The 12,441-nt window shown below is 50.1% G+C and carries 12 protein-coding genes and 1 tRNA gene; 1 reads left to right on the forward strand and 12 read right to left on the reverse strand.

The window, feature by feature from the left end; translation table 11 throughout:
- A partial coding sequence (gatB, locus tag ACI351_RS00985) for an Asp-tRNA(Asn)/Glu-tRNA(Gln) amidotransferase subunit GatB (RefSeq protein WP_439733392.1) occupies window positions 1-699 on the reverse strand: 699 nt, incomplete at its 3' end.
- Between the two features lie 34 nt (window positions 700-733).
- Here gatB and ACI351_RS00990 point away from each other — a divergent pair.
- Entirely contained in the window at window positions 734-2,248 is a 1,515-nt protein-coding gene (locus ACI351_RS00990; protein WP_439733393.1) for a lipid II flippase MurJ, read from the forward strand.
- Here ACI351_RS00990 and ACI351_RS00995 read toward each other — a convergent pair.
- The 11 genes from ACI351_RS00995 to glmM all read right to left on the reverse strand — a co-directional run bounded on the left by ACI351_RS00995 (window position 2,245) and on the right by glmM (window position 12,412).
- Window positions 2,245-3,240, reverse strand: coding sequence for a glycosyltransferase family 2 protein (locus tag ACI351_RS00995; RefSeq protein WP_439733394.1), 996 nt, complete (start codon window positions 3,238-3,240; stop codon window positions 2,245-2,247). The two genes, ACI351_RS00990 and ACI351_RS00995, sit on opposite strands and share 4 nt — an antisense overlap.
- Window positions 3,213-4,301: a glycosyltransferase family 4 protein gene (locus ACI351_RS01000; RefSeq protein ID WP_439733395.1), complete on the reverse strand. Its 1,089-nt coding sequence runs from the start codon at window positions 4,299-4,301 to the stop codon at window positions 3,213-3,215. Before ACI351_RS01000 ends, ACI351_RS00995 begins: the two co-directional genes overlap by 28 nt.
- A gap of 15 nt (window positions 4,302-4,316) precedes the next feature.
- On the reverse strand, window positions 4,317-5,324 hold the full coding sequence (locus tag ACI351_RS01005) for a glycosyltransferase (protein WP_439733396.1): 1,008 nt from the start codon (window positions 5,322-5,324) through the stop codon (window positions 4,317-4,319).
- 121 nt (window positions 5,325-5,445) lie between these two features.
- Window positions 5,446-5,519 (reverse strand) — tRNA-Met (locus ACI351_RS01010).
- Window positions 5,520-5,646: 127 nt separating this feature from the next.
- Window positions 5,647-6,291, reverse strand: coding sequence for an HAD family hydrolase (locus ACI351_RS01015; RefSeq protein ID WP_439733397.1), 645 nt, complete (start codon window positions 6,289-6,291; stop codon window positions 5,647-5,649).
- Between the two features lie 40 nt (window positions 6,292-6,331).
- Window positions 6,332-7,231: an alpha/beta hydrolase gene (locus ACI351_RS01020; protein ID WP_439733398.1), complete on the reverse strand. Its 900-nt coding sequence runs from the start codon at window positions 7,229-7,231 to the stop codon at window positions 6,332-6,334.
- 17 nt (window positions 7,232-7,248) lie between these two features.
- Window positions 7,249-8,151 (reverse strand): NAD(P)H-hydrate dehydratase, encoded by a 903-nt coding sequence (locus tag ACI351_RS01025; protein ID WP_439733399.1) that lies wholly within the window; start codon window positions 8,149-8,151, stop codon window positions 7,249-7,251.
- Entirely contained in the window at window positions 8,144-8,494 is a 351-nt protein-coding gene (gene acpS, locus ACI351_RS01030; protein WP_439733400.1) for a holo-ACP synthase, read from the reverse strand. Before acpS ends, ACI351_RS01025 begins: the two co-directional genes overlap by 8 nt.
- Before the next feature lies 1 nt (window position 8,495).
- Window positions 8,496-10,337 (reverse strand): glutamine--fructose-6-phosphate transaminase (isomerizing), encoded by a 1,842-nt coding sequence (glmS, locus tag ACI351_RS01035; protein ID WP_439733401.1) that lies wholly within the window; start codon window positions 10,335-10,337, stop codon window positions 8,496-8,498.
- 9 nt (window positions 10,338-10,346) lie between these two features.
- Window positions 10,347-11,063, reverse strand: coding sequence for a pyridoxine 5'-phosphate synthase (locus ACI351_RS01040; protein WP_439733402.1), 717 nt, complete (start codon window positions 11,061-11,063; stop codon window positions 10,347-10,349).
- On the reverse strand, window positions 11,060-12,412 hold the full coding sequence (gene glmM, locus ACI351_RS01045) for a phosphoglucosamine mutase (RefSeq protein WP_439733403.1): 1,353 nt from the start codon (window positions 12,410-12,412) through the stop codon (window positions 11,060-11,062). The genes ACI351_RS01040 and glmM overlap by 4 nt, the downstream gene beginning before the upstream one ends.
- Window positions 12,413-12,441 lie beyond the last annotated feature (29 nt).

The following is a 12,441-nucleotide window of genomic DNA, read 5'->3' on the forward strand; positions in this document are numbered from 1 at the left end:
GGTCAGCGCGTCTTTAACAGCTTTAAACGAGTTCAAATTTTTGATTTCCGCACGCGTGCCAAATTTTTCCTGTCCGACGGGGCGCAGCGACACGTTTACATCTACACGCAGTTCGCCTTTTTCCATATCGCAGTTGGACGCTCCCACCCAACGCATCAACCGTTTGATTTCGGTCAGATACGCGTATGCTTCGTCCGGAGAACGCAAGTCCGGCCTAGACACGATTTCCAGAAGAGGGCTTCCGGCGCGGTTATAGTCCACCAGCGAATAGTCCGCAAAGTGCGAGGATTTCGCCGCATCTTCTTCCAAATGGGCGTGGTGAATGCCGATTTTCTTTTTCTGCAAGTTATCCTTCGGTCCAAAAGTAATTTCAATATATCCCGCGCCGTTAATCGGTTCGTCATACTGGGTAATCTGGTAGCCTTTAGGCAAATCCGGATAGAAATAATGCTTGCGCGAAAAAGTGGAACGGGTATTGACGGCGCAGTTCATACTGAGCCCTGCACGCACGGCAAGCGCCAGCGCACCCTCGGTTAACACCGGCATTACGCCGGGGTGTCCCGTGCAAACGGGGCAGACGGCGGTATTGGGCTTGGTATCCTCGCCCACACCGTTGGGACAAGAGCAAAACAATTTAGTTTTGCTGGCGAGCTGGACGTGTATCTCCAGCCCGATAACGGGTTCAAATTGGGTTGTCACGATATTCTTCTCCTAAATTATTATAATATCAAATATGGTTCATCTTTTTAAGCCCACTTCGTACCGCGGCGGCGCGGCAATGGCCGTAGGCGCCACGCTGGCGTGGAAAATAGTATCGTTCGCCAACGCCCTCTTGGTGGCGTTGTATTTCGGCGCGGACCGAGCAACGGACGTCTACTTTTACCTAATTATGGCAACAGGCTTCGGGCTGACGTTTCTACAGCGTATGAATGCGGCGGCGGTCATTCCCGAAGCAATGACGCTAGACGCCCAAACAACCGGCGGAGGACGCCCCCTCCTAAACGGATTTTTATATTTTTATTTACTGATTACACTTGCGTTAGGAGCGGCGGGAATTTTCTTTCCCGTGAAAGTAATGGAAGCGCTTTCTCTTTTCAGTATAGAGGAATTGGTGCGGGAACGGAATTTGCTGACGTGGAGCTTTTGGATGTTCGGCCTGCAGCTGCTGACAGCATATTTAATCGCAGTGTTGGAAATGTACCGCAGGTTTGCCTCCTCGCTTTTTACACCGCTTAACGCCCTGTTGCCGCTAGCGTGTCTGGTGCTGTTAGGCCGGACGGAGGGAATCGTCAGTATGGTATACGGTTTTGTGGCGGCAAACGCCGTTCAAATCATCGTATTTTTATGGATTTTAAAAAAAGAACTGTCGTGGAATTTTTTCCTGCAGCCGAAACGGCCCTCACACGTATTTGTCAAAAACCTCATCAGCAACCAGCTCATTGAGTTAGCCAATATCGCTGCCGGTGTACTGCCGCTATATTTGTTAAGCGGACTTTCGGCGGGACTTGTCAGCGCGCTCAACTATGCCAAACAACTGGCAGAATCCCCCACCGAAATTTTAACGCTGCGCGTAACCAACGTATCAAAAATCCAACTGACCGAAAGCGCCGCTAAAAACGACACGAACCAACTAAATGCGGACTTTTTGTCCACATTGCACTTTTTGCTTTTTCTCTTAACCCCGCTGGCGGTTTTCACGGCATTTTATGCACCGGAAATCGTCACGCTGTTTTTTAAACGCGGCGAATTTGATGCGCAAGACGTCCGTCAGGCCGCCGCTTTCCTGCGCCCGCTGTTGGGACTAATGCTGTTCATGGGACCAATCCTGATGCAAAACAATGTTGTGGCGGCGGGACGGAAACTGAAAGAATTTCTGCCGTATGCGCTCTCGGGCATTGTACTGTTTATTGTGCTGACGCCGCCTAGTGTGCGCGCGTGGGGCGCATTTGCGTTTCCGTATGTACAAGTAGGGTGCTGTTTTGTGGGGCTGTATTTGAATTATTTATTCTTTAGCAAGTATTGCCCGTATATATCTTACGGGCCGTCCCTGCGCCGGGCGGCGCGGCTGCTGGCAGTCAACGTGATTGCGCTGTTTCCGTCGGCCGTGTACGCGTTTTTCGGGGCGGGTACAAATCCGTTTGTAACCGTACTCATCGGCGGAGTAATCTTTTTGGCGGGGCTGTTTTGGCTGACGCGCCGCAGCGGCGATTGGGACGATTTCCTCCGCCAGCTATTTGAGCGGGTTTAACGGAAACAACACAAGCGGCGCAGGAATTTTACCGCTTTGTCATATGGCAAGCCGCACCGCAAACATAAGGATAGAAAACTAACCCGCAGGCGCAGCTTCCAAGGCCAATTCCGGCGGGCGAAAAGAGGAACTTTCAAATCGTCTTTATGCGCTTTCAGCAAAGCCCGCTGCGTTTTGTTTAAACCGAATTTTTCCATAAAACTCGTCAAACAAATAAACCGTACGCGTTCAAAGCCGGGGGCCAGCTCGTTATATCGGCACGTGTTTACCAGGTGTTTTTTGGCTTGCAAAAAACCTTCGAATAACCCTTCAAAACGATTGACTCCAGACGAGCTTTGCGACAGAGGTCGCGCCTGGCGGTAGTAATATTTGGCTCCCGGCGCAAGGGCGAGCGTTTGGGCTCCGGCCAGTAATTGTATAGACGGTAAAATATCATCGCCCGTGCGCAAAGAAGGAAAAGTAAGCCCGGCTTTATTTGCCAAATCCCGGCTGAAAAGTTTACCGCATAACGCAAGAGCAGCTGAAAAGTTTTCAAACACCCGGGCGCGCGTAACTCCCGCTAAAACGCGTTCATTCCAAAAAGTTCCTTCCGGCCCAAAAGAGTTTTCCTTATCTTCCGTAAAGCGGCACATCGGCGCGATAACCAAGTCCGCCACCGTTTGTTCCCGCACCACCCATAAAGAGGAAAAATACTCGGGAGATAACACATCATCCGAATCCACAAACGCAAGATATTCCCCCTGGGCGCGTTCCAATCCGTTTTTCCGCGCCGCGGCGACACCTTGATTGGATTGTTTCACATACAGCCAATTCGGGTACCGTTCTAGAAATGATTTACAAATATCGCCGCTGGCGTCCGAAGAACCGTCATTTACTACAATAACTTCTAACGGCGCAAAGGTTTGCGCCGCAACACTTTGGAGGCATTCTTCCAAATACGCTTCCACATTGTAAACGGGAATAATTACGCTGATTTGCGGGCGTTTAGACATAAATTTTCATACGCGTCGATATAGTCTTTCAGCGAAAAACGCTTTATCACCTGCCGCGCATTTTTGGCAAATTGGGCGCGGAGCGGTTCGTTTGTCATCAGTTCGGCTAATTTTTCGGCAAGCTCATCGGTATTGTCCGGCGTAACTAAAAAACCGTCTACCCCGTCGCGGATAATTACATCTGGCCCCGTACAGGAAAAACTAACGGCGGGCACCCCCGCGGCCATTGCTTCCAAAAGCACCATCGGAAAACCTTCCGCACGGGAGGACATTGCATAAACCTGTGCGTGGCGGTAGACTGCATTCACTTCCTTTACGGGCGGAACAAACTGCACACAATGCTGTATATCCAACGTATCAGCCAAGCTTTTTAAATTGTTCTCTTCCGGACCCGTACCGATGATAAGCAGTTTCCAGTTTGAAAATCCGCTGCATACGCGCCGCCACGCTTTAAGCAAGCGGTCAAACCCTTTTTGGTGCGCCAAACGCCCTACCGCTACCACATATTGATACCGTGCCGGCATAAACTCCGGTCGTGGCAAAAAACATTGTTTGATCGGTAATGCGGGATTATAAATCACCTGCGGTTTCCATTTGGGATGAGAACGCGTAATAAATTTACGGTCCCGCTCCGATAAAACTGTAACAGCGTGTGCACGGGCAAGCAAAAAATTACGCAAAATTTGCCATTTACGGGAATAAGTTAAATAGCGCACGTCCAAATGATCGGCATAAATGTACGGTGTGCGTAAAAGAAGGCACGCAGCTAACACGCTAACCGTCATAAAGCTGATTACAACGTCCGGTCGTGTTTGACGCAAAGCACACGTCATTTTCCACAGACGCACAACCCCGCCCAAAAAACCCGCTTTTTTAAACGTAGGTAAATTTACGCGTGCCCGGGTTACACCTTCGGGTACATCATAAAAATCCGGCACCGAATCGTCTAACGTAAGAAGCGTTACCGCGTGGCCGCACAGGACAAGTCCGCCGGACAAATACGTCATCACACGTTCTGCCCCGCCTCCGCCCAACGTTCCAATTACACACGTGATGCGCACGCAAGGTCTCCCGTGTTAAATGAAATTTAAAAACGCGCGGACAAACTCCGCAAATGGGAATTTATCTTTCAGTTTCCCAGCTTCCACTGCAATACCTACGCGGCGGCCCCAGTTAACCATCATTTCGTCCAACGCGATAGTAAACGGTTCTTCTTCGCCCGCGTTGACGATGACGCCGTTTACGCCGTTAATAATCAGTTCCGTAACAGGGGTTGATTCACACGCCACACACGGCAGTTTGCTGGCCATAGCGTCCAGCAAAATATCTGTACGAGAGGGGTTTACCGCCGGATAGGCGAAAATGTCGGCGTTACGCAACAAACTGTACGCGTCGGCGGATTCCGGCACGATTTCCGTACTGGCTTCCAACCCGTGCTTTGCGATAAATTTTTTAAGTGCGGTTTTAGCCGTTCCGTCACCCACAATGGTTAAATGCCAAGACGTATGGGCCGGAGCCAACCGCGCCCATGTTTTTAACAGCATGTCAAAACCGCTATCTTTGGCCAGCTTGCCGACGGCCACAATGTTGTTTTCTTTTTTAAAGCAGGCGGGTTTGTTGTAGTTGTAATGCTCCACCCACACGGCGGGCCCGGCCACTTCGGTTACTTTTAAACCCGTGTAATTTTTCTTGTTGAGAGGTTTATCCGTCGTTTTAATAACAAGCACTTGTTTGGCTTTTTTCAGCAGGGCTTTTTTGGTTTTAACGGCTTTGTCCTCTTTAAAATTCTCTTCTTCCGCATAGACGAACGGGATTTTAGCTTCCGCAGCACATTCACACGCGGCTAAATTCATCAGCGAGATAACAAACTCCACGCCCTCTTTTACAAGCGTTGCGGCCAATGTTTTGGGTTTGGCCGCTGCGGCATATTCTTTGAGCGTTACGCCGGACGCGCATTTTACTTTCCCTTTCACGGCGCGCACAGTTACTTCGTGCCCTGCGTGTTGCAATTCTTCGGCCAGTTTTACGCCCAGGCGCGAAGCGGTAAATTCTTTATTTCCCCCGATAAATACTGCTATTTTCATCCTCTTATCCTCCCTGATCGGACGTTCCCGTCCGCTATATGGTATTGTACATAATAATACGCCGTCTCCCAAGTGCAAAGGCATAAAAAAACCGCCCGTTCGGGCGGTAAGTATTAAAATCTTGCGGGGACTGGATTTGAACCAGTGATCTCAAGGTTATGGGCCTTGCGAGATACCAGGCTTCTCTACCCCGCACTTTATTATAGCAGTTTGGACAAGCAAATGCAATGATTTTCCGCGCAACACCCAAAATCGGACTCTTAAAATAATGAAATAAGGGCAAAAGGTAAAAACACTTTCCCCGTTCCCGTTTTGTATACGGCTAAATCATTGTCAAAATTTCACGCGCGGTATCCGCAATAAAATCCGGACGGAAACTTTCTAATAGTTCCCGCGAGCGGAATCCCCACGTAACCGCACACACGCGCACGCCGGCGTTTTTTGCCGTTTGCATATCCACATCCGAATCTCCGACATATAAAACCTCTTCTTTGCGCGCGCCGGCAGAAAGCAGAATTTCGTTCACAATATCCGGATCCGGCTTGACGGGAAATCCTTGGCGTTGGCCCAGCACTTCCAGAAATTTAATTTGCGGGAAAAAATATTTTACAAGCCGCTGCGTTGCGCTCTGGTATTTGTTGGACGCCACGGCCAGTAAAACGCCGCGGGCCTGCAACGCTTCCAACAGTTCTGTCACACCGGCGTAAATGTACGTCTTATCCCATAAATGTTCATCATAATACTCAAAAAACGCGTCACGCATACGCTCCACATTATCGGCGGTTTTGGCACCGTCCGGCAAGGCGCGTTCCAGCAATTTGGTCACGCCGTTGCCCACAAATTGCACACACTCTTCTTCCGCGCGGCGGGGGAAGCCCAACGCTCCCAACGCGTGGTTGGCCGCGGCGGCCAAATCGGCAATGGTATTTAAAAGCGTACCGTCTAAATCAAAAATGACAACCTTCATATCTCTCCTAAAAACGCCCACGGCGGCGCATGGACACAGCTTATAAATTCTGCCGGAAAAAATCCGCCAACCGTTGTTTGTATTCAAATCCGCCCACTTCGGCACATTTATTGTGTTTAGCCCCAGGCACCAACCAGATATTCTTGGGTTTTCCGGCATTCTTATAAAGCAGTTTTGCCTGTGCGGCTGGCACTAAATTATCATACCGTCCGTGAATAATAAACACCGGACGCGGAGCAATTTTGGGAATATTGTATTTGGGACTGTAACGTTCGGGATTCACGCCCAAATATTTGCGAATATAGTGCAGGATAATCGGAATCAGCGGGAAATACGGCACGTGATGATGCACCCACGCCCAACGCGATACAACGCGCCTAAACGAATAATACGACGCTTCCGCCGCTACACACGAAATTTCCGGATTGCGCGCGGCTTCGCAAATAGCCACCATCCCCCCCATAGAAAGACCGTACAGACCGATTTTTTCGCAAAATTGCGGACGCGTTTCTTTTAAAAAACGCACAGCAGCCGCCACGTCTTTGAGTTCCAAATATCCTATCGAACTCGTCTTTCCGCCGCTTTCGCCGAGCGCGCGGAAATCAAAGTAAAACAAGTTAAAACCCAAATCGCGCAAGAAATGCGTATTCTTTAAAATATCGGCGCGGTTCATTCCCCAGCCGTGCATCAGAATAATCGTTTTATTTGAGTCTGATTCACTGGTGATAAACCAACCTTTCAGCTGAACCTTATCCTCGGTTTTAAAACATACATTTTCGTAAGGCAGGCCAAACTGGTCCGGCCACGCGTCAAGCGGCTTGCGTTTGGAAACGGGGTGAAGTACATTCTTGGCTGCGCGCATACAAAACCATACAACCAATAAAGAAACAATTCCCAGCGTACCCAGTCCACCCAGTACGGCGTAAAGCAGCGAATTCATACTTTCTCCTTACAAAATTAATTTAAAATTTCTTTGGCGGCATACGGAAGATGTTCAGCCACGTCTGTGGCCAGTACCCCTCCGTCCGTTAATTTCCGCGCAGCTAAATCGCCCGCAAGCCCGTGGACGTAGACGCCGCACACCGCCGCGGAAAATGCAGACTGTAAATCAAATCCATCCGCCCTTCCAAGCTGTGCCCACAAACCGGCAATCACGCCCGCCAGTACGTCTCCCGTTCCGGCCTTGGCAAGAGCGGGTCCTCCGGTAGTGTTTTGACGCATTTCAAAAGACTCATTTGACAAACTCCTGCACACCAACGTTCCCGCACCTTTTAAAAGGCATACGCCGCCCGTTTGACGGGATAAGGTTTGCACTTGTTGCTCGCGCGATTTTTCATCCCGCGCAATATCCGTTTTCAAAAGCCGCGCCATTTCCCCCGCGTGAGGCGTATAAATGACGGGCTGCCTGTGCAACGAAAGCCTATTTTGTGCGGCCAAGCAATTAAGAGCGTCTGCATCCGCCACCAATGGCAAATCCAGTTCTGCAAGCAAGCGGGAAAGGAGCGGACTCGTTCCCATACCGGATCCGGTCACGGCCAAAGACAGTTTCCGCTTGGAACAAAACGACTGCAGTTCATCAAACGCTTCCACAGCCAGCTCGCCAGAATCCGTTTCAGCTAGCGGCAGTGTAATGACTTCCGGCAAAGCAGCAGCAAAAGACGGCTGCATACTTTTGGGAAGCGCCCAAAACACAAGCCCCGCCCCGGATAGCAGCGCGCTTTTGGCACATAAAAAACCCGCACCGCACATCGTGCGCGAGCCCGCCACCACCAATACGCGGCCAAACGAACCTTTGTTGGCGTCCTGCGGACGAACGGGCCAGAGAGAGCGGACTTCTTCACACGTTATTTTTTTAATCACGGTACACCACCGCCGAAGCCATCGCATAATATTCGGTATGCGACAGCGAAATTAAAACACAAAGACCGTCAAAACGGCGGTCGTTTACGTACACCTTGGGACGGCCGCTTTCCAAATTGACAACAGAAATACTTTTTAACGTAACACCACCAAAAGGAAGTGCTTTATAAACAGCTTCTTTGGCCGCGAACCGGACTGCCAAATGTTGGTACCGGTTTTTGCGCGCCAAACAGTATGCAATTTCTTCTTCCGAAAAAATGCGTGCAAGCGCGGCTGGCTTTTCGGCAAACGCTTTAATACGTTCCACTTCTATTAAATCCGTTCCCAAGCCGATGATTTCCATATTATTCCACCGTTACGCTCTTGGCCAGGTTACGCGGCTGGTCAATATCGCACCCCAGCCGTTTGGCAATCCAATACGCCAAAAATTGCAAGGGCACCACGTTAAGTACGGGCTGTAAAAAATCGCTCGCCTGCGGGACGAGGATAACTTTATCCGCCACATCTTTGGCCTGCTTGGCTCCTTGCTCTGTGGTAACGGCCACCACAAACGCGCCGCGGGCGCGGCATTCCTGGCAGGCGGAAAGCATTTTTTCAAACAGGCTGTCGTACGGCATGAGCATAAACACAGGGGTGCCTTTATCGATAATCGAAATCGGCCCGTGTTTGATTTCTCCCGCCGCAAAACCTTCCGCACTGCGGTAAGAAACTTCTTTTAATTTAAGCGCGCCTTCCAACGCGATTGGGAAGTTTACGTTGCGGCCCAAGAATATAAAGCGGTCCGCTTTGTAAATTTTGCGCGTTAAGTGGCGGACGGTATATTCGTCTTTTACCGCTTCGCTCATGGCTTTGGGCAGCGCCATCAGCTCTTTATAAAGTTTGTCAAATACGTTTTGGCTGAGGTTCCCGTTGGCGTTGCCCAGGAAAATCGCCAGCGCGTACATCGACGTAATCTGGCTGGTAAACGCCTTGGTGGACGCCACGCTGATTTCCGGCCCGCAGTGGGTAAAGAATGTGCTGTCGCACGTGCGCGTAAGCGTAGAACCCAGCACGTTGCAAATGGCAAGCGTACGAAACCCGAGCGACTTGGCTTTTTTTAACGCGCCGATGGTATCGGCCGTTTCGCCCGACTGGCTGATGGCAATTGCCAACGTATCCACGCGGTGCGGAACAGTGCGGTATTTGTATTCGCTCGCCAGGTCCACGCTGACGGGGATTCCGGCAAACTGTTCGATATAATACTTGCCGACAAGCCCCGCATGATACGCCGTACCGCAGGCAATAATATGGATGTTCTGAAGCCCGCGCAGCGCTTCCGTATTCAGCCCCAGAATTTTGCCAAAGTCGGCCCGCGCGGTGCGCAGGGTGTCTTCAATGGCTTGGGGCTGGTCGTAAATTTCTTTCAGCATAAAATGCGGATATCCGCCTTTTTCGGCGGTTTGCTGATCCCAAGAAATTTTAACGGGTTTTGGCTTTTTGACTTTGCCGTCCTTGCCAAGCACCGTTGCGCCGTCCACGCGCAGCACGGCGATTTCGCCGTCTTCCAGGAACAACACTTTGTTCGTATGTTTTAAGAAAGCGGGAACATCGGAGGCTAAAAAATTCTCATTCTCACCAAGACCCACCACCATTGGGCTTTGGTTTTTTACGCCTACCAAAAGCCCCGGGGTACGCGCCCACAAGACACCGTATGCAAATGCACCGGAAATTTCCGCATTTGTTTTTTGCACGGCTTTAATAAGCAGTTCCGCGTCGGTTTCGGCGGAAACGTGTTTTAAATTTTCTTCAATTAAATGTGCGATGACCTCGGTATCCGTTTCGCTTTTAAAACGGTGGCCAAGCGAATGCAGCTTGTCTCGCAAGGTAAGATAATTTTCAATGATTCCGTTATGTACAACGACGATGTCTCCCGAGCAGTCGGTATGCGGGTGTGAGTTTTCCTCGCTCGGTTTGCCGTGTGTGGCCCAGCGCGTGTGGCCGATACCCGTAGAACCTTTGGGGTTAGCCAAAAGTGCGGCTTTTTCCAATTCCGCCACTTTGCCTACCGCACGGACCGTTACAAGACTTCCGTTTTGCAAAATGGAAATACCGGCAGAATCGTACCCGCGGTATTCCAATTTTTTAAGACCGTCTATGATGTAAGGAACACTATTATTGTTCCCCACATATCCGATAATTCCACACATAGACGCCCCTTATAAAAGCTCTTTCATTTCGCTTACGGCCGCGGGCAGCCCCGCAAACACCGATCGCGTGATGATAGAAAATCCGATATTCATACACGCTATACCGCCAATGTCCGCCACCGCCAGCACGTTGTGATAATCAAGCCCGTGCCCTGCGTGAACTTCAAGCCCCAGCTCTTTAGCGAGCAAAGTTGACAGTGCCAAATCCTGCAAGAGTTTACGGGAGGCTTTGGCCGTCACCGCTTCGCTGTAGTCGCGCGTACAGAGTTCTACAATATCCGCCCCCAGTTTGGCCGCCGTGCGGATATCCGCCGCCGCCGGGCTGACAAACAAACTAACTAAAATTTTCTTTTTATGGAGTTTTTCAATCATCTCCATCAACCGTTTTTGCACTTTAGGTGTAAATTTCAGACCGCCAGTAGTAGTTATTTCACCGGCTTCTTCCGGCACAATACAAACAGAAAACGGTTTGTATTTAAGCGCGGCTTTCTCCATTTCCGGCGTATAGGAACATTCCAGATGAATTTGTTGGGGAAAAGTTTTGCACAAACGAGCCACGTCTTTTTCGTTAATGTGGCGCTGGTCTTTACGCAAATGGACAACAATGTAATCCGCCCCCGTATCCAAACACACCGCTGCGGCATCCACCGGATCCGGATACGACGCACGGCGCGCTTGGCGCAAGGTTGCAATATGGTCAATGTTAACGCCTAATTTTAAAGTCATTTAAAAACCTCCGTTTTTTCCCGGTACAAAGTCTCCACTTCCGTCATTACGAGGTCCACCAGTTTTTCTTCTTCCCCTTCCACTAAAATACGCAGTTTAGGTTCAGTACCGCTGTAGCGCACAATGACGCGGCCTTTACCGTTCATCTGCTTTTCAATTTTCGCTACCCCGGGCAAAAAACCATCCAACGATTCAAGCGGCGGCTTTTGGGAAACGGTAATAGCTTTTAATTTGCTCGGATAACGCGTCCATTGGTCAAAAAACCAGCTGACGGGTTTGCCCGAACGTTTAATAAATTGCAAAAATTGCAAGGCGGACAGCACACCGTCGCCCGTATTGGCAAATTCCCGAAAAATAATATGGCCGGATGTTTCCCCCCCCACGCAGAGGCCGCCTTTTTCAAGCGCTTCGGAAACATACTTGTCACCCACGGTAGTCAGTTCCACATCCACCCCGTGTTCTTTTAAATAATTGATGCAGCCTAGATTGGCCATAATGGTCAGCACCGCTTTATTGCCGCGCAAACGGCCGGATTCTTTCATACACAACGCGGAAGAAGCGATAATGTTATCTCCGTCTAATTGGCGGCCTTTTTCATCGGATGCTATTACGCGGTCCGCATCGCCGTCAAAACTAAACCCGACAAACGCGTTCTCTTTTACCGTCAGCTGCCGCATAAATTCGGTATGCAATGCACCGACGTTTTTATTGATATTCGTGCCGTCCGGCTTGGCTGCAGTAACGGTCACATTCATTCCCAGCCCCGCAAACACGTTAACGGCCACGCTGTAACTGGCGCCGTTGGCGCAATCCAACACTACTTTGGTGCCTTTTAACAAGTCCGCGTCCACAGTGGACATTAAAAATTGTTCGTACAATTTGATGAGAGACTTATCTGTGGAAAAAGTTCCCTTGGGTTCGGGAACAGAGGTTAACGATTCAATTTCAGATTCAATGGAATTTTCCAATTCTTCCGGCAATTTGGTACCGGTGTTGGTAAAGAACTTGATGCCGTTAAATTCGGCAGGATTATGGCTGGCGGAAATAACAACGCCGCACAAACTGCCCGTTTGTTTCACAAGGTACGCCACTGCCGGAGTGGGAGCAATCCCCACACTGATGACGTTTGCACCGCTGGCGCGGATACCTTTTTCAAGCGCCGCCAAAATGACAGGGCCGGACGCGCGGGAATCCTGCGCGATGATAACTTGGGGTTTTAGATGCTCGCTTTGGGCGTATTTTTGCAGTTGCTTTAATGCGGCATACCCCAATTTTTGGATGAAATCATCCACCAACGGAAACTCGCCTGCTACGGCGCGTACGCCGTCAGTTCCGAAGTATTTTCCCATAATACACTTCCTTTTGCGCGCGGGTTTGG

The organism is Candidatus Avelusimicrobium sp. (genome assembly GCF_051874775.1).
Taxonomy (GTDB): Bacteria; Elusimicrobiota; Elusimicrobia; order Elusimicrobiales; family Elusimicrobiaceae; genus Avelusimicrobium.